This is a genomic window from Pseudomonas sp. ML2-2023-3, assembly GCF_037055275.1.
In the GTDB taxonomy this organism is placed as follows: Bacteria; Pseudomonadota; Gammaproteobacteria; order Pseudomonadales; family Pseudomonadaceae; genus Aquipseudomonas.
Genome location: NZ_CP146343.1, coordinates 5032024 through 5049277, shown reverse-complemented (window position 1 = coordinate 5049277; position 17254 = coordinate 5032024). Strand labels below are relative to the sequence as shown.

Here is a 17254-nt window from a genome sequence, read left to right as displayed (position 1 = left end):
TGCCTGATGTAGCGCATAACAACTGACACGGGCATATGAAAATAGGATTTTCTTATGAAGCGACTGTTTTGTTTGGCTGCGGTTGCAGCCGTTGCACTGGGGCAAAGTTTTACGGCAAACGCTGCCGGGCTTGAATTTGGGGTAGGGCACACCAGCGAATCGACCATGACGTATCGGCTTGGCTTGAAGTCGGATTGGGACAACAGCTGGCTGCAAAGTGATGTCGGTCGTCTGACCGGTTATTGGGATGGTGCTTACACCTACTGGGAAGGTGACAAGTCATCCGCGAGCAGCAGTCTGTCGTTCTCGCCCGTACTGGTGTACGAATTTGCGGGTGAAAGGGTAAAGCCCTATGTCGAGGCTGGTATTGGGGTCGCGTTGTTTTCTCACACCGAAGTTGAAGGGAACAAGCTGGGAACGGCCTTCCAGTTTGAGGACCGTCTTGGCTTCGGTGTGCGCTTTGCGGGGGGGCATGAAGTCGGGATTCGTGCGACCCACTATTCCAATGCCGGGATTTCCAGCACCAATGACGGCGTAGAAAGCTATGCGCTGCATTACACAATGGCGCTGTAGTTGCGGGGGGTTAACGATACGCCGTCGCAATGCCCTGGCGTTCGTTGAGGCATTCAACATCGCCCATTTCGAACTCGCGACAAATCAGCGGGCGCAGCTCATAAATGGTGCACATCATGGTGTTGCGGTCCAGGGCCGCACACCAGCCATCATCCAGGCGCAGCATCACTTCACCGCCCCAGTCATCGTTGTCGATGAAGCGCTCGGGCACGCCGGTATCAGTGATCAACATCACTTCCAGTTGGCAGCAGCACGCCGCGCACGTCGAACACGTGACAGCGGGTTCGGTAATTTCGGTCAGGGGGATGTTGGTCATAGGCGCGCAGTGTAAGGCAGAGCTGGCATCAGGTGTAAATGTGCTGATGAACGCAGGTGTATAAACCCTCGTAGCAGCTGCCGTAGGAACGAGGCTGCGTCCGGCGGCGTAGCCGTCGTAAGTCAGCCATTGCGGTTTGCCAGATGAACTTCGATCTCAGGATTTACGATTGCTGCGCAACCGGACGTAGCCTGGCGGCAACTGCTACAAGGACCGCAAACAACCCCGCCCACAACAGGCTCAACCCGGCCAGCGTCGGCCACAGGCCCAGAGGGAATTGCACCGCGCCCAGACGTTGCCCGGCGTAATACGACAGCGGTCCACCGATGGCTCCCAGCAAAACAGCCCGCCACCAGGGCTTGGCAGTCCACGCCAGACAGTGGTTCAAGGTGATGGCCAGCAGGGCCCAAAGCAGTATCAGCCAGAATGGAATCAACAAACCGGGCTGCTTGAAGACGAAAACTCCGGCATTGAGCAGCAGGCTGTCTACGGCAGTGCCGAGCAAACACACGACCACGATTAAACGGACCTCTGCCATTGAGCGGCTTATCCACAGCAGATGCGCCATCAATGCACCACCTGCCAGCACGAGCCACAGGCTGTTGCCGCCCACCACACAGGCAAACCAGCCGAGCTGGAACAGCCCGGCATTGGCCAGATTCTTAAGCATTGAACCGACCGAGCAGTGGTTCAGGCATGGCTGCCGGCTTGGCCAGCAACAATTGCGCGGTACCGATGCTGCGTTCCAGAAAACCACCTTCGCAGTAACACAGGTAAAACTCCCACAGGCGCAGGAAGTATTCGTCGTAACCCAACTCAGTCAAACGCCCGTGAGCGCGGCGAAAGTTCTCATGCCACAGGCGCAGGGTTTTGGCGTAGTGCAAGCCGAAATCTTCCATGTGCATCAGGTTCATGTCAGTGTCCTTGCCCACGATTTCGAGCATTTTTTGCACACTGGGCAGGGCACCGCCGGGGAAAATGTAGCGCTGGATAAAGTCCACGCTGCTTTTGGCTTGCTCGTAACGCTGCTCGCGAATGGTGATGGCTTGCAGCAGCATCAATCCGTGGGGCTTGAGCAGGTGGGAGCACTGTTTGAAGTAGCTGGGTAAAAAACGATGCCCGACCGCCTCGATCATTTCGATCGATACAAGCTTGTCGTACTGCCCTGTCAGATCGCGGTAATCCTCCAGCAGCAACGTTACCTGGTCCTGTAAGCCCAAAGCGTCAACGCGGGTTTTGGTGTAGTCGAACTGCTCTTTGGACAGGGTCGTGGTCGTGACCTTGCACCCGTAATGCTGCGCCGCAAATAACGCCATGCTGCCCCAGCCGGTGCCAATTTCGAGCAAATGGTCCTCGGGCTTGAGATCGAGCTTCTGGCAGATTCGCTCCAGCTTGTTGAGCTGCGCTTGTTCCAGCGTGTCGTCAGGGCTTAAAAACTGGGCCGCTGAATACATCATGGTAGGGTCGAGAAACTGCTCGAACATTTCATTGCCCAGGTCGTAATGGGCGGCAATGTTTTTTTGCGAGCCCTTGCGGGTATTGCGATTGATCCAGTGCAGGCCGCGTATCAACGGGCGGCCCAGGCGCGCCAGACCACCCTCCATTGCATCGAGCACATCCATATTGCTGACCAGCACCCGGATCACCTTGGTCAGGTCGGGTGAGCTCCAGTAGCCATGAATAAAGGCCTCGCCCGCGCCAATCGAGCCGCTGCTGGCTATCATGCCCCACAGGCTTGCATCGTGAATCTGTACTTCGCCGACCAGACCGGCGCCGCTGTCGCCGAACATCAGGCGTTCGCCGTTTTCGATCACCACCAGATGACCGTGTTTCAACTGGGCAAGCTGGCGCATGACTCCGCGTCGCAATAGCGCACTGGTCAGGTTATGGGTAGTCGACAGTGAGGATTTGCTCACCAGGCTAGAGCTCTTCATGGCGTTTATCCTTAGGTTGCAGGGCGGCAATACGAAAGGCGCCGTCGGCGGCCTGATGGGAAAAAATCGGTGTGCGTTTGAGAAACAGGCGCAAGGCTTGCCAGTAAATGGCCAGGCAGGTTTTGGCGGTCATCCACGGAAACTGCCGCAAGTAGCGGTGCAGCCCTGCGCGGTCCAGGGTCGTACGTTGCAGGTTGAGGGTGGCGTCGAACAGTTTCAGCTCGCCCTGCCAGTCGGCCATATGCACGCCGAGTCGGGCCTGGGGTAGGCTGAAGCTCATGCGGTATTCCAGGTCCCGTGGCAGAAAGGGGGAAACGTGAAAGGCCTTGGCCACGGCGACATGCTGAAAACCATCGCCTTGTGCCGGGAGCACGTAGTGATAGCGTTCGCGCCAAGGCGTGTTGGTGACTTCGCACAAGATGGCAGCCAGTTTTCCGTCCGCCTCGTGGCAGTAAAAGAAGCTCACCGGGTTGAACGACAGCCCCCAGCTGCGGGCTTGGGTCAGCAAGCAGATCGAGCCCTGGGGCGTATGCCCTAAGGCGATGCCGACTTGCTGACGAACCGCGTCAATCAGGCGCATACCGGTTGCGGTGTAGGTTTTCAGGTAATCAGTTTCACGAAAGGAGAAAGGTGCAAATCGGCTTTTTCCTGCCAGCGCCGAAAGCCCCAGTACAGCGTCTTGCTCATCCAGATCCAGATACAACAAGCCGATCTGGTAGCGGAACGCATGGGTAGTCGGCGCAAAGCGTCGATGGGCGATCCAGCCGCTGTACAGGGCGCTGTTCATAGTTGTTGGCCAAAGGCCTGGGCCACGCGCAATGCGCTGACCACGCCGTCTTCATGAAAGCCGTTGGCCCAATAGGCGCCGCAAAAGTAGCTGTGCTGGGCGCCCAGTAGTTCTTGCCAGCGTGCTTGTGCAGCAATGGCGCCCAGGCTGTACTGAGGATGGGCATAGGTAAAACGGGCCAGTACTTTGAGCGGATCAATCGCGCTGGTTTGATTGAGGCTGACGCAGAATGTGGTCTCGCTCTCAATTCCTTGCAGGATGTTCATGTCGTAGGTCACGGCAGCACGCTTTTGGCCTGCAGAGCCCAAACGGTAATTCCAGCTCGCCCAGGCCAGTTTTCGGTCTGGCAGCAAGCGGGTATCGGTGTGCAGCACCACGTCATTATCGGCATAGGGCATCGCTGCCAGGATTTGCCGTTCTGCAGATGAGGGGGTGGCCAGCAGCTTGAGGGCTTGATCGCTGTGGCAGGCAAAGATCACCTTGTCGAAGTCTTCGATACCGCCGGCACTGTGTACCTGAACGCCCTGTTCATTGCGGGTTACCTGAATGACCGGGCAGTTGAGACGAATCCTGTCGGCAAAACCTGCACTCAAGGGTTGTATGTAGGCACTGGAGCCACCTTCAATCACACGCCATTGCGGGCGATTGCTGACGCTGAGCAAGCCGTGATTCTTGAAGAACCGCACAAAAAACTGCAGCGGAAAGCTCAGCATGTCTGCCAGGGACATGGACCAGATCGCAGCACCCATCGGTACGATGTAGTGCTCGATAAAACGCGTGCCATAACCCTGCTGGTGCAGGTAGTCACCCAGCCGGGTGTCGCTGGCAATGCGCTGCTCGTCCAGGTCGCGAATGGCTTGGCGATTGAAGCGCAGGATGTCGCGCAACATGCCCCAGAACCCGGGAGACAACAGGTTGCTGCGCTGGGCAAACAGGCTATTGAGGGTGTTGCCGTTGTATTCGAGGTTGCTGTCGGTGTCGTGCACTGAAAAGCTCATTTCAGTGGCTTTTGAGCGAACCCCCAACTGGTCCATCAGCTTGATGAAGTTGGGGTAAGTCCAGTCGTTGAACACGATAAAGCCAGTGTCCACGGCGTAGGACTGGCCTTTGACACTCAGGTTGACGGTGTGGGTGTGGCCGCCGACCCAGTCACTGGCTTCGAATACGCTGATGTCGTGCTCTTTATGCAGCAGGTAGCCGCAGGTCAGCCCCGAAATACCACTGCCAATGATCGCGATTTTCATGAGGGTTTACCGTCAGAGTTGCGTGCCAGGCGTTTCCCGAGTGCGACTTGCAGGCGTTTTGGCAAGTTCGCCAACAGCCTCAGCGAGAGGATGAACATTGTGGGAAAGGCGATTTCCAACGGACGTTTTTTCAGGCGCTGGCATATATGCTGTGCCGCTTTTTGCGCTGACCAGCGCATCGGCATCGGGAAGTCATTATTTTCGGTGAGCGGGGTGTCGACGAAGCCGGGGCTGACGAGGGTGACATTGATGCCTTCCTGGGCCAGGTCGATACGCAGCGATTCGAGCAAGTAACGCAAGCCGGCTTTTGAAGCGCCATAAGCCTGTGCCCGTGGCAGCGCCCAATAGGTGACAGAGCTGACCACGCCCACCAGATACGGGCGCGAACCGGCACGCAGCAGTGGCAGCGCACTCTCAATGCAATAACAGTTGGCCAGCAGGTTGGTGCGCACCACGCGCTCGATCAATGCGGAGTCGAACTCACGGACGTCGACATACTCACAGGTTCCGGCGTTGAGGATTACGGTGTCCAGTGCGCCCCAGGCCTGTGTGATGCGTTTGCTGATCTCGCGGACCTGCACAATGTCGGTCAGGTCGCCGGGTACCAGCAGGACTTGGCCGGGGAAGCGGTCAGACAAGGCTTTCAAGGGGGCGAGCGTACGGGCAGTCAACGCCAGCCGGGCGCCGCTTGTGAGCAATTCCTCAGCGATTTGCGCGCCAATCCCGCTGCTGGCGCCTGTCAGCCAGATCCGCCGCCCTTCAGCCATGGCTCACCTCCACTATTTGCCGCGACGGCAGGCTCTTGAAAGCGCTGAGGGCACGCTCACGGCTTTTGCTCAAATCGACGATGGGGGCCGGGTAATTGGCCACGCCAAATAACCCGCCGATCAAGGCGGGGTTGTGCACTTGTTTTTTATTCAGGTCCGCCAGCTCTGGCAGCCAGTGTTTGATGAATCGACCTTCGGGATCGAAGCGCTCTGACTGAGTCAGCGGGTTGAAAATTCGGAAGTACGGTACTGAGTCGGTGCCTGTGGATGAGCTCCACTGCCAGCCGCCGTTGTTGGCGGCCAAATCACCGTCGATCAAATGCTGCATAAAAAAACGCTCGCCTTCGCGCCAGTCGATCAGCAGGTTTTTGGTCAGGAACATGGCCACTACCATGCGCAGGCGGTTATGCATCCAGCCTGTTTCCAGCAGTTGGCGGATGGCTGCGTCGATAATCGGGAAGCCCGTGCGCCCCTGTTTCCAGGCGGCCAGCTCATCCGGCGCGTTACGCCACGGCAGGTATTCGGTCTCAAGGCGGAAGGCGCGATGACGTGAGACGCGTGGGTAACCGACCAGAATATGTTTGTAGAACTCGCGCCAGAGCAGTTCAGTGATCCAGGTGAACACCCCCGGGCTGCCGCTTTCAAACTCGCCGTTGTTACTGTGCAATGCCGCATGCAGGCATTGGCGGGGTGAGATTACGCCCGCGGCGAGGTAGGTCGAAAGCTGGCTGGTACCGGGTTTGGCCGGCAGGTCGCGTTCGTCCTGATAGAAGTGAATCTGTTCATCGGCAAACTGTGCCAGGCGCTGCTGAGCCTCTTTCTCGCCTGCTGGCCAGAGCGCTCGCAACGTTTGGCTGGGTGTAGCAAATCCGCTGACCGATTCTGGAATGCTATCGGGCTCGATGTTCAGCGGTGCCTGGCTGTCAGGCCTGGCCACAATCTGTGGCAAGGCCATGTGCAGGCGGTTGTAGCAGATCCTGCGGAACTGGCTGAAGACCTGAAAGTACGAGCCCGATTGCGTCAGGATGCTGCCCGGCTGGAACAGTAATTGGTCGAGGTAGCTGTGAAACTCGATGCCCTGGGCTTCAAGAGTCCGAGCCACCTCCTGGTCGCGACGGGTTTCGTTGATGCCGTATTCCTGATTGGTGTGGACGGCCTGAATCCCGAGCTGCTGGCACAGTTCAAGCAGCACTGCAGGCGCCTGATCCCATGCCGGAGCGGTGCGGATCAGCAGCGGGATGTTGAGCTGCTGCAGACTGTCACTCAAGGTGCGCAGGTTGCGCAGCCAGAAATCAACTTTGCACGGCGCATCATCGTGGGCCAGCCATTGCTCGGGGCTGATGAGGTACACGGCCACGGTCGGTCCGCGTTTGGCTGCGGCGCTCAGGGCGGTGTTGTCGTAGTGGCGCAAGTCGCTGCGCAGCCAGATCAGTTGCATGTCAATTCCTTGCTATAAAAGGCCAAGTTGGCTGAGGCGTTGATGGGCCTCTACCGGGTCGTGGGCCAGGTACAATCCTGCGATCTCGGTTGTAGTTACGGACAACAGATCGAAATGGATGCTTACCGTTGGTCCGGCAATCAGGATCGGGCATTCAATGCCGCTCAGTAGCCTGGGCAGTACTTGGGTGTTAAGGGTTTTGCTGGAATACAGCACCACTGCACGGGGTTTTAAATGTTCCACCGCCAGGCCCAGTTCACCGTTGGGTAAAGGCGCGTCGAACACCTCGACCGCACAGTGACTGCTGCTGACCAGCAAGGCGGTCAGCCACAGCTGTGGCTCGAACGGCAGGTCGGAATGGTTGATCAGCAAGACCGGTGCGCCCTTGAGCGAGCGGTTGTTGTGATAAATCCGGGCCCCCAGTTTGCTGCGTAACCAGGAGTGGAAAAACACACGCTCCAGTTGCGCGCCGAATTGCCCTTGCCAGCGTTGCTCCAGATCGTTGAGCAGCGGCACCAGCAGTTGTTCGCAGAGCGGGCGAGCAGGGTAGAGCGACATTGCCTGATTGAAGCAATCATCCAGGCGGCGCTCGGCCAGTTCACTGATGGACTCAATCATGGTTTGGCGCCACACCTGCCAGTCGCTGTCGGGCGTTACGGCGGGAGTCGAGGGGGTGTTGAGCAGCGGTTTGATCTGGCTGACCGACACGCCGCGATTGAGCCACAACAAAATGTGCTGAATACGCTGGATATGCTCGCTGGAAAACAGACGATGGCCCTTGGCCGTGCGGTGCGGCACGATCAGGCCATAACGTCGCTCCCAGGCACGCAAGGTCACGGCATTCACACCGGTGATGCGCGAGACTTCACGAATGGGCAACCAGCCTTCAGCCAGTGCCTGGCTGTAGTCCGTGTCAGGGGTATTGGACATGATCAGGTCATCATTCATGGTCAGATGGCATTGCGCAGGCTGAGGTCTTCCGGATGCGGCTGCAGGTAAACCTGGCGCGAGATGTAAGGGTGCGGGTGCAGGCGAAAGTGATGCTTGAGCAGGGTCAGGGGCACCACCAGCGGCACGATGCCGTGCAGGTACTGGCCAATCAGCTGCTGAACTTCCTGCTTGTCTTCGGGGCTGATGGATTGTTTGAGGTAGCCGCTGATGTGTTGCAGCACGTTGGTGTGGGTGCGCCGGGTCGCGCATTTTTTCAGCGCTTTCATCAGCTCGCTGAAGTACTGCGGTGCAATGGCTCGCGGATCTTGCTTGCCAAGACTGCCGAGCAAATTGCCCAGGGTTTTGTACTGCACCGGGTGATGGGCCATCAGCTGGTATTTGTAGCAGGCGTGAAATTCGGTCAGTGAGCGGCGGGTGACGCCCTGTTTGAGCAGGGCCTGCCAGGCGCTGTAGGCATAAACCCGGGTCATGAAGTTCTCGCGCAACACCGGATCATTCAATCGACCGTCTTCCTCCACAGGCAAGTCGGGATGGGCGTCACAGAACGCTTGAGCGTAAATGCCACGGCCGCTCAACTCTGCGGGACGGCCGCCGTCCTGATACACCTTGACCCGCTCCAGGCCGCATGAGGGCGACTTTTGCATGAAGATGTAGCCACAAATATCCGTGTGGGCTGCGGCCATTTCCACGCCGTAGTCGTGCAATGGCTGAGTCACGTTCAAGGTGCGATCGACGGTGCCGACGGCTTGAGGTTGAGCAGGATTGCCCACCAGACGTACAGGCTGGCGAGGAATGCCAAGGCCGATGGCAACCTCGGGGCACAGCGGCACAAATTCGAAGTGCTGGCTCAACGTCTGGCTGCACAGCCGCGACTCTTTGTGCCCGCCGTTGAAGCGAACTTCGGCCCCCAGCAAGCACGCGCTGATGGCAATTTTGGGTTTGTGCCGGGCGGGAACGGTGCTGGCCATGTGACGAACCTCCAAGAATTACTTGTACATCTTTTAATCGATGTACAGCTTGAGTTCATCATAGGCCTGATGTTGTACAAGTCAATTATCTTGTACAAGTATTTGAAGTGCTGCCGAAAGGATTATTGCCAGCCCATTTTCCATTCGCCCGCATCTTGCAGGCTTTGCCACGTCAAACGCTGATTACGCTGGGTAAGCACCGCTTGCAGTTCGATATCGAGCACGGTGCCTTCTTCGTCGCAAAACAGCTGGGTGACCAGAAAGTGTTTTTCACGGTTACGCGGCACAGCTGCTGTCCATTTTGACAGCAGCAATTTGCGCGGGTTGATGCGGTTCATCCCAGGTGCTCAATCAGCCGGCGTGCAGCTTCCTGACCACTCAGCCATGCCCCTTCCACGCGACCCGACAGGCACCAGTCGCCGCAGGCATACAGGCCCAGATCGGAGTCCGCCAGGGCCCCCCATTCATGGGCTGCGGCGGGGCGGGCGTAGAGCCAGCGGTGCGCCAGGCTGAAAATCGGGGCCGGGGTGGGGAAATGCATTAGCTCGGCAAAAGCGCCATGCAATTGTTCGATGACCGCCTCCTTGGGCAAGTCGAGGTTTTGCTTGCTCCAAGTGCTAGTCGCGTGCAAAACCCAGGTGTCAGGCTGGCTGGCACGTCCGGGTTTGCTACGGTTTCGGGCTATCCAGTCCAGCGGGCTGCCTTGTACGAAGCAACCCTCCATAGGTGTGTCGAGGGGGGATTCAAAGGCCAGAGCGACGGCCCAGGCCGGTTCCATTTTGACCCCGGCTGCGGTGCTCGCCAACTTAGGGGCGCTGGCCAGCAGAGAGGTGGCCTGTGGCGCCGGGGTGGCAATGATGACGTGGCTGAACGGGCCGTGCTCTTCACCTTCGGCATCCAGCAGGTGCCAGCGTTTCTCGCCGCGTATCAGGTCGGTGATCTGGCACGAGAAGCTGACTGGCAGACTGCCGAGCAGGCCGCGTGTGATGGCGCTCATGCGTGGCGTGCCCACCCAGCGGGTCTGTTCGTCGGGGGAGGGGCTTAACTGACCGTTTTTATAGTGGTACAGGTGTGGCTCCCACTCGACAGCCCAGCCATTGGCTTGCCACTGCTGGACTTCATCGACAAAACGCCGGTCCCGTGCGGTGAAGTACTGAGCCCCCAGGTCCAGTACACCGACATCGCTGCGCTTGCTCGACATGCGTCCGCCGCTGCCACGGCTCTTGTCGAAAAGATGAATCGCGTGCCCTGCCTTGTGCAGAGTGTTTGCTGCTGCCAGCCCGGCTATGCCGGCGCCAATAATCGCGATAGGTACAGTCATTATGGCCTCGATCTCTGTTTGCACAGACTACGCCGTCGGCAATACCTGTACAATTCTATTTGTTAGTATAGGTTTTAGTGATTCTTCCAGATCCATGTGGCCTATTCTTAAGTCAGGTCGACGACCGATAAAAGGTCTTACAGTAAAAATAGACCAGTGCTCCCGATAAAACTCCTTGCGAGGATCAACTCATGCACATATTGCTGACCGGCGGTACAGGCTTGATAGGGCGTCAGCTCTGTCGTCACTGGCTGGCGCAAGGCCACCGCCTTAGTGTGTGGAGTCGGCGCCCTGAGCAAGTGGCCCGATTGTGCGGTGCTCAGGTCAAAGGTGTTGCCCTGCTTGAGGAGCTCGGGCAGGAACCGATTGATGCCGTGGTCAATCTGGCAGGTGCGCCCATCGCCGATCGTCCCTGGACGCGCGGGCGCAAGGCTCTGCTGTGGAGCAGTCGCATTACCCTGACCGAAACCCTGGTGGCCTGGCTTGAAAGCCGGGACCAAAGGCCGTCGGTGCTGGTGTCCGGTTCGGCCGTTGGCTGGTACGGCGACGGTGGCGAGCGTGAGCTGACCGAGGACTCACCGCCCGTCAGCGAAGATTTTTCCAGCCACTTGTGCATTGCCTGGGAAGAAACCGCGCAGCGGGCGCAGGCCTTGGGCATTCGAGTGGTGCTGGTGCGCACGGGACTGGTACTGGCAGCTGAAGGCGGCTTTTTGTCGCGCCTGTTGTTGCCTTTCAAGCTGGCGCTGGGCGGGCCTATAGGCAATGGTCGGCAGTGGATGCCGTGGATTCATATCAAGGATCAAATTGCCCTGATTGATTTTCTTGTGCATGAGAATGCCGCCAGCGGTCCTTATAATGCCTGCGCGCCACACCCGGTACGCAATGCCGACTTCGCCAGGACCTTGGGCAGCGTGTTGCACCGTCCGGCATTTATGCCTATGCCCGCATTTGTACTGCGCGTGTTGCTGGGCGAGATGTCCGGTTTGTTACTGGGTGGCCAGCGGGCTATGCCTGCAAAGTTGCTGGCTGCCGGTTTTACTTTTCAGTTCACCGATTTGCGTGCGGCACTTGATGATGTCGCCGCCCGCCTCTGAAATAGGAAGTTGCATGACCGACCACGCGTTGTTGCTGGTTAACCTGGGTTCGCCGGCGTCTACTTCGGTAGCGGATGTACGCAGTTACTTGAACCAGTTTTTGATGGATCCGTACGTCATCGACTTGCCGTGGCCGGTACGGCGCTTGCTGGTGTCGTTGATCCTGGTCAAGCGTCCTGAGCAGTCGGCCCACGCGTATGCCTCGATCTGGTGGGACGAGGGTTCGCCACTGGTGGTACTCAGTCGTCGCCTGCAGCAGGCGATGACCAAAGAGTGGACCCAGGGCCCGGTCGAATTGGCCATGCGTTACGGCGAGCCGTCGATTGAAACCGTGCTCACCCGTCTGGCGTCGCAGGGCATCAAGAAGGTCACGCTGGCACCGCTTTATCCGCAGTTCGCTGACAGCACCGTGACCACGGTGATTGAAGAAGCCAAGCGCGTGGTCAAGGCCAAAAAATTGCCGATGCAGTTTTCGATTGTGCAGCCGTTCTATGACCAGCCCGAGTACCTCGATGCGCTGGTGGCTAGCGCCCGGCCGCATCTGGAGCAGGATTACGATCACCTGCTGCTCAGCTTTCACGGTTTGCCCGAGCGGCATTTGCACAAGCTGGACCCGACCGGCAATCACTGCTTCAAGAATGAAGACTGCTGCCAGAATGCTTCGCCTGCAGTTTTGCAAACCTGTTATCGAGCGCAGTGTTTGCGTTCTGCCCAGGCTTTTGCCGAGCGTATGGGGTTGCCTGAAGGCAAGTGGTCGGTGGCGTTCCAGTCCCGTTTGGGCCGGGCCAAGTGGATCGAACCCTACACGGAGGCGCGTCTTGATGCGTTGGCCAAGCAGGGGGTGAAGAAGATTCTGGTGATGTGCCCGGCGTTTGTGGCTGATTGCATTGAAACGCTGGAAGAGATCGGTGATCGCGGGCGCGAGCAGTTTATCGAGGCGGGGGGCGAAGAGTTGGTGCTGGTGCCGTGCCTCAATGACAACCCGCAATGGGCGCAGGCGTTAAAAACTTTGTGTGAAAGGGCGCCGCTGGCGCTTTAGAAAAACCCCTGTGGGAGCGGGCTTGCTCGCGATGCAGTCAACGCGGTCTATCGGTTGGATAGAGGTGATGCAATCGCGAGCAAGCCCGCTCCTACAGGGATTACAGGTCAGATGACGGGGCCGTCACCTTTCTTGTGTTTCCAGCTGTCGTTGCCCGGCAGGATCAGGTTCAGCGCAATCGCCACAATGGCGCACAACGCGATGCCTTTGAGACCGAAGTCCTCAGGCCCCATCCCCGTACCGATCAGCACGCCACCAATCCCGAAGACCAGAATCACCGACACGATCACCAGGTTGCGTGCTTCGCTCAGGTCGACCTGATGGCGGATCAGGGTGTTCATGCCCACGGCTGCAATCGAACCGAACAGCAGGCACAGAATCCCGCCCATTACAGGGACCGGAATGCTTTGCAGCAGCGCGCCGAACTTACCGACAAATGCCAGGCTGATGGCGAAAATCGCTGCCCAGGTCATGATTTTCGGGTTGTAGTTCTTGGTCAGCATCACCGCGCCAGTCACTTCGGCGTAGGTGGTGTTGGGTGGTCCGCCCAGCATGCCGGCAGCGGTGGTGGCGATACCGTCACCGAACAGCGTGCGGTGCAGGCCCGGCTTTTTCAGGTAGTCGCGACCGGTCACGCTGCCTACGGCAATCACGCCGCCGATATGTTCAATGGCCGGAGCAAGCGCTACGGGGACGATAAACAGAATCGCCTGCCAGTTGAACTCGGGGGCAGTGAAGTGCGGCATGGCGAACCACGGCGCTGCGGCGATCTTGGCGGTGTCGACGACGCCAAAGTAAAACGCCATGCCAAACCCGACCAGCACACCGGCGATGATGGGCACCAGACGGAAAATCCCTTTACCGAATACAGCCACGATCAAGGTCGTCAGCAGCGCTGGCATCGAGATCATCATGGCGGTTTGATAGTGAATCAGCTCGGTGCCATCTTCAGCGCGGCCCATGGCCATGTGCGCTGCAATGGGCGCCATCGCCAGGCCAATCGAGATAATCACCGGACCGATCACCACAGGTGGCAACAAGCGGTCGATGAATCCGGTGCCCTTGAGCTTCACCGCGAAACCGAGAAAGGTATACACAAAACCGGCTGCCATGACGCCGCCCATGGTCGCTGCAAGGCCGAACTGCCCTTTGGCGAGAATGATCGGGGTAATGAAAGCGAAACTCGAAGCCAGAAAGACCGGCACTTGGCGCCGGGTCACGATCTGGAACAGCAGAGTCCCGAGACCCGCCGTGAACAGCGCAACGTTGGGGTCGAGGCCGGTAATCAATGGCATCAACACCAACGCGCCAAACGCCACGAAGAGCATCTGCGCGCCAGAGATTATCTGGCGCCAGAGCGGGTCGTTGAACTCGTCCTGCATGTTAAATGTCCTTTTGCTTGGTGCCGAAGATCTTGTCGCCGGCATCGCCCAAGCCCGGGATGATGTAGCCGTGCTCGTTCAAACGCTCATCAATGGAGGCGGTGTAGATGGTCACGTCCGGGTGAGCGGCTTCAACCGCAGCAATCCCTTCTGGCGCAGCAACCAGCACCATGGCGCGGATTTCCTTGCAGCCGGCTTTTTTCAGCAGATCAATGGTGGCAACCATCGAAGAGCCGGTGGCCAGCATCGGGTCGATAATCATCGCCAGACGCTCGTTGATTTCCGGAACCAGTTTTTCCAGGTAGGTGTGGGCCTGGAGGGTTTCTTCGTTACGGGCAATACCGACAGCGCTGACTTTGGCGCCCGGGATCAGGCTCAGAACACCTTCCAGCATGCCGATACCGGCGCGCAGGATCGGCACGACGGTAATTTTCTTACCGGCGATTTTTTCAACTTGAACAGTGCCGCACCAGCCTTCGATATCGTAGGTTTCGAGGGTCAGGTCACTGGTGGCTTCATAGGTCAGCAAAGCGCCGACTTCCTGAGCGAGCTCACGGAAATTCTTCGTGCTAATGTCAGCGCGACGCATGAGGCCGAGTTTATGACGGATTAGCGGATGGCGTATCTCGCGGATAGGCATAGGGAAAAACTCCGGGGGGCAGGCAAAAAAACCGGCCTAGATTAATCTAATCCGGGGTGATGTCCTACAGACATTACTGCACGTTAGTCCATAAATGCTTGATCTGAGCCATGCGGATGCGTACCTTTGCCCGCTTTTCTTGCACAACCCCCCCTGGAGAGCGTCATGTCTGCTGATCTCGAGCATATCCGTCAAATCATGCGAGAGGCTGACTGCCTGTACACCGAAGCCGAAGTCGAAGAGGCAATTGCCCGCGTTGGTGCGCAAATCACGGCAGAAATGGCCGAGACCAATCCAGTGGTTTTTTGTGTGATGAACGGCGGCCTGATTTTTTCCGGCAAGCTGCTCACCCATCTGAAATTCCCGCTTGAAGCGTCGTACCTGCACGCTACGCGCTATCGCAATGAAACCACTGGCGGCGACCTGTTCTGGAAAGCCAAGCCAGAAGTATCGTTCATCGACCGTCACGTGTTGATCATCGACGACATCCTCGACGAGGGGCACACCCTTAGCGCGATCGTAGAATTCTGCAAGCACGCCGGTGCCCGACAGGTGCACACCGCGGTATTGATCGACAAGGACCATGACCGCAAGGCGCGTCCGGACTTGAAGGCCAACTACGTCGGCTTGCCGTGCATTGACCGTTATATCTTCGGCTATGGTATGGACTACAAAGGCTACTGGCGTAATGCCGCCGGCATTTATGCCGTCAAAGGTATGTAACAAAGGACGTTGAGGCTTTCTTCAAGAAGGCCTCAACCCGGTTCTACCTCCATGAGTGTGCTGACATGCTGGCTATTTTCCTTCAGACGCTCACGATAACTGCCCCCGTATTTGCCATGCTGTTTCTGGGCGTGGTGCTCAAGCGCGTGGGCTGGATCAATGACAACTTTATCCACACAGCGTCGGCACTGGTGTTTAACGTCACCATGCCGGCGTTGTTGTTTCTGGGCATTTTGCATGCCGATCTCAGGGCGGCCCTGCAGCCCAAGGTGCTGGCTTATTTCGTGCTGGCAACCCTCGCAGGGTTTGCGTTTGCCTGGGGTTGGTCGATCTGGCGCTGCCCTCGTGAAGACCGTGGGGTCTACACCCAGGGCGCCTTTCGCGGCAATAACGGGGTCATTGGCCTGGCTCTCGCGGCCAGCATGTACGGCGACTACGGGATTTCATTGGGCGCGGTACTCGCAGGCCTCGTGATCCTGTTCTACAACACGCTGTCGACTATCGTGCTGGCGGTGTACAGCCCGGTGATCAAGTCCGATCCGTGGAGCATCTGCAAAAGTGTGGTCAAGAACCCGCTGATCATCAGCGTGCTGGCTGCGGTGCCGTTTGCGGTATTCAAGATCAGCCTGCCCGGTTGGTTGCAAGCGTCTGGCGAATACCTGGCCGCAATGACCTTGCCCCTGGCGCTGATTTGCATCGGTGGCACGCTGTCGCTGGCAAGCCTGCGTAAAAGTGGCGACAGGGCGCTGAGCGCAAGTCTGGTGAAAATGGTCAGTTTGCCGCTACTGACAACTCTGGGGGCTTGGTTGTGTGGCTTTCGCGGGCCGGAATTGGGGATTTTGTTCCTTTATTTCGCCAGCCCGACGGCCGCTGCCAGTTATGTCATGGTGCGGGCGGCCAACGGTAATCACGAATTGGCGGCCGCAATTATTGTGATCACCACCTTGATGGCGGCCATCACGACCAATATCGGGATATTTGTATTGCAGTGGGGCGGTTGGATCTAGTGCTGACGGCGCCACGCGCGCAGGGTACTGAACAGCAGAAACACCAGCAGCGCCGGCAAGATGAAAAACAGCATCAGATGTTCAAGCTTGCCGGCCAAGGGCATGCCGATGGTGAAGGACACTACATGCAGCCCATAGGCCAGGTATAAACCCAGAAACAGCAACCCTTCAGCGCGGGTGACGCGGTACCCCGCGTAGAACACGGGCAGACACAGCGCCGCCACACCCAGCATCACCGGCAAGTCGAACGCCAGCGCGTTGGGCGATACCGACAAGGGCGCTGGAGCGACCAGAGCCGTCAGGCCAAGTACCCCCAGCAGGCTGAAAACATTGCTGCCAATCACATTGCCGACAGCGATTTCGCGCTGGCCGCGAAAGGCTGCGATCAGTGACGTGGCCAGTTCCGGCAGTGAAGTGCTGACCGCAATGATGGTCAGCCCGATAATCCGCTCTGATAGCCCAAGCTCAGTGGCAACCGTGACTGCCGCGCCGAGCAGCAGGTGCCCGGCCGCCCCGAGCAGGATCAGGGCCAACAGCATTAACGCGATGTTGTGCAGCCATGGGGTGTGTGGCTGCGCGTGGCTGTTGTGATGGTGGCCGCTTTGACGCGATTGCCGCAACAGCAGGGCCAGGTAGATCATCAGGCCGCACAACAGGACAACACCGTCCAGGCGATCGAGCTGTTTGTTGAGTGCCAGGGCAAACACCAGGGCGCTGGCAAGGATCATCAGGGGAATGTCCAGGCGCACCAGTTGACGGGATACGCGCAGGGGAATGATCAGCGCCGACAGCCCCAGGGTGACCAGGATGTTGAAAATATTGCTGCCGATCACACTGCCTACGGCAATGTCCGAGGTGTCATTGAGCGCGGCCTGCAGGCTGACAGTCATCTGTGGGGCGCTGCTGCCCAATGCGACCACGGTCAAACCGATCAGCAGCGGGCGTACCTTCATGTTGGCAGCCATACGTACGGCGCAGCGCACCAGCAATTCGGCCCCTGCGATCAGCATGACGAGGCCGCAGAGCAATTGCAGCAGGTTCCATGGTGACAGCGCGCTCAAGCCCAAAAT

General features: G+C 58.3%; 19 protein-coding genes. 5 read left to right on the top strand and 14 right to left on the bottom strand.

Translation table 11 applies throughout. From position 1 onward, the window contains the following. The first annotated feature begins 54 nt into the window (after window positions 1–54). On the top strand, window positions 55–573 hold the full coding sequence (locus V6P94_RS23370) for an acyloxyacyl hydrolase (protein WP_338648786.1): 519 nt from the start codon (window positions 55–57) through the stop codon (window positions 571–573). A 10-nt stretch (window positions 574–583) separates the two neighbouring features. Here V6P94_RS23370 and V6P94_RS23365 read toward each other — a convergent pair whose 3' ends face one another. The 11 genes from V6P94_RS23365 to V6P94_RS23315 form a co-directional block, all read right to left on the bottom strand. Continuing rightward, the gene (locus tag V6P94_RS23365; RefSeq protein WP_037032157.1) at window positions 584–889 is read right to left on the bottom strand and encodes a YkgJ family cysteine cluster protein; all 306 of its coding nucleotides are present in this window, start codon (window positions 887–889) and stop codon (window positions 584–586) included. 163 nt (window positions 890–1052) lie between these two features. Beyond that, complete coding sequence (locus V6P94_RS23360; protein WP_338648785.1) at window positions 1053–1559, bottom strand: DUF2878 domain-containing protein; 507 nt, start codon at window positions 1557–1559, stop codon at window positions 1053–1055. Next, a complete protein-coding gene (locus V6P94_RS23355) occupies window positions 1552–2823 on the bottom strand; it encodes a class I SAM-dependent methyltransferase (protein WP_133076402.1) in 1272 nt (423 codons plus the stop codon). The genes V6P94_RS23360 and V6P94_RS23355 overlap by 8 nt, the downstream gene beginning before the upstream one ends. After that, window positions 2810–3610 carry a DUF1365 domain-containing protein gene (locus V6P94_RS23350; protein WP_338648784.1) on the bottom strand — a complete coding sequence of 267 codons (801 nt, stop codon included), beginning with the start codon at window positions 3608–3610 and terminating at the stop codon, window positions 2810–2812. Before V6P94_RS23350 ends, V6P94_RS23355 begins: the two co-directional genes overlap by 14 nt. After that, entirely contained in the window at window positions 3607–4854 is a 1248-nt protein-coding gene (locus V6P94_RS23345) for an FAD-dependent oxidoreductase (protein WP_338648783.1), read from the bottom strand. The genes V6P94_RS23350 and V6P94_RS23345 overlap by 4 nt, the downstream gene beginning before the upstream one ends. Then, on the bottom strand, window positions 4851–5621 hold the full coding sequence (locus V6P94_RS23340; RefSeq protein ID WP_338648782.1) for an SDR family NAD(P)-dependent oxidoreductase: 771 nt from the start codon (window positions 5619–5621) through the stop codon (window positions 4851–4853). Before V6P94_RS23340 ends, V6P94_RS23345 begins: the two co-directional genes overlap by 4 nt. Then, entirely contained in the window at window positions 5614–7059 is a 1446-nt protein-coding gene (gene phrB / locus V6P94_RS23335) for a deoxyribodipyrimidine photo-lyase (protein WP_338648781.1), read from the bottom strand. Before phrB ends, V6P94_RS23340 begins: the two co-directional genes overlap by 8 nt. A gap of 12 nt (window positions 7060–7071) precedes the next feature. Then, window positions 7072–8007: a MerR family transcriptional regulator gene (locus V6P94_RS23330; RefSeq protein ID WP_338648780.1), complete on the bottom strand. Its 936-nt coding sequence runs from the start codon at window positions 8005–8007 to the stop codon at window positions 7072–7074. Between the two features lie 2 nt (window positions 8008–8009). Then, window positions 8010–8978: a DUF523 and DUF1722 domain-containing protein gene (locus V6P94_RS23325; RefSeq protein WP_338648779.1), complete on the bottom strand. Its 969-nt coding sequence runs from the start codon at window positions 8976–8978 to the stop codon at window positions 8010–8012. A 122-nt stretch (window positions 8979–9100) separates the two neighbouring features. Then, complete coding sequence (locus tag V6P94_RS23320; protein ID WP_019825089.1) at window positions 9101–9316, bottom strand: TIGR02450 family Trp-rich protein; 216 nt, start codon at window positions 9314–9316, stop codon at window positions 9101–9103. Continuing rightward, on the bottom strand, window positions 9313–10299 hold the full coding sequence (locus tag V6P94_RS23315) for an FAD-dependent oxidoreductase (protein ID WP_338648778.1): 987 nt from the start codon (window positions 10297–10299) through the stop codon (window positions 9313–9315). Before V6P94_RS23315 ends, V6P94_RS23320 begins: the two co-directional genes overlap by 4 nt. A gap of 191 nt (window positions 10300–10490) precedes the next feature. On the opposite strand from V6P94_RS23315, the gene V6P94_RS23310 reads away from it, so the two are divergent. Both V6P94_RS23310 and hemH read left to right on the top strand, forming a co-directional pair. Then, the gene (locus V6P94_RS23310; protein WP_338648777.1) at window positions 10491–11393 is read left to right on the top strand and encodes a TIGR01777 family oxidoreductase; all 903 of its coding nucleotides are present in this window, start codon (window positions 10491–10493) and stop codon (window positions 11391–11393) included. Window positions 11394–11406: 13 nt separating this feature from the next. Next, entirely contained in the window at window positions 11407–12432 is a 1026-nt protein-coding gene (gene hemH / locus V6P94_RS23305; protein WP_338648775.1) for a ferrochelatase, read from the top strand. A gap of 107 nt (window positions 12433–12539) precedes the next feature. Here hemH and V6P94_RS23300 read toward each other — a convergent pair whose 3' ends face one another. Then, window positions 12540–13814 carry a uracil-xanthine permease family protein gene (locus V6P94_RS23300; RefSeq protein WP_338648774.1) on the bottom strand — a complete coding sequence of 425 codons (1275 nt, stop codon included), beginning with the start codon at window positions 13812–13814 and terminating at the stop codon, window positions 12540–12542. A 1-nt stretch (window position 13815) separates the two neighbouring features. Beyond that, window positions 13816–14454, bottom strand: coding sequence for a uracil phosphoribosyltransferase (gene upp, locus V6P94_RS23295; protein WP_133076391.1), 639 nt, complete (start codon window positions 14452–14454; stop codon window positions 13816–13818). A gap of 165 nt (window positions 14455–14619) precedes the next feature. Here upp and V6P94_RS23290 point away from each other — a divergent pair, with 165 nt between their 5' ends. Next, window positions 14620–15177, top strand: coding sequence for a hypoxanthine-guanine phosphoribosyltransferase (locus tag V6P94_RS23290; RefSeq protein WP_133076390.1), 558 nt, complete (start codon window positions 14620–14622; stop codon window positions 15175–15177). 65 nt (window positions 15178–15242) lie between these two features. Further along, complete coding sequence (locus V6P94_RS23285) at window positions 15243–16184, top strand: AEC family transporter (RefSeq protein WP_133076389.1); 942 nt, start codon at window positions 15243–15245, stop codon at window positions 16182–16184. Here the strand turns inward: V6P94_RS23285 and V6P94_RS23280 are convergent. After that, complete coding sequence (locus tag V6P94_RS23280) at window positions 16181–17221, bottom strand: calcium/sodium antiporter (RefSeq protein WP_133076469.1); 1041 nt, start codon at window positions 17219–17221, stop codon at window positions 16181–16183. The genes V6P94_RS23285 and V6P94_RS23280 overlap by 4 nt on opposite strands. Between the last annotated feature and the right edge of the window lie 33 nt (window positions 17222–17254).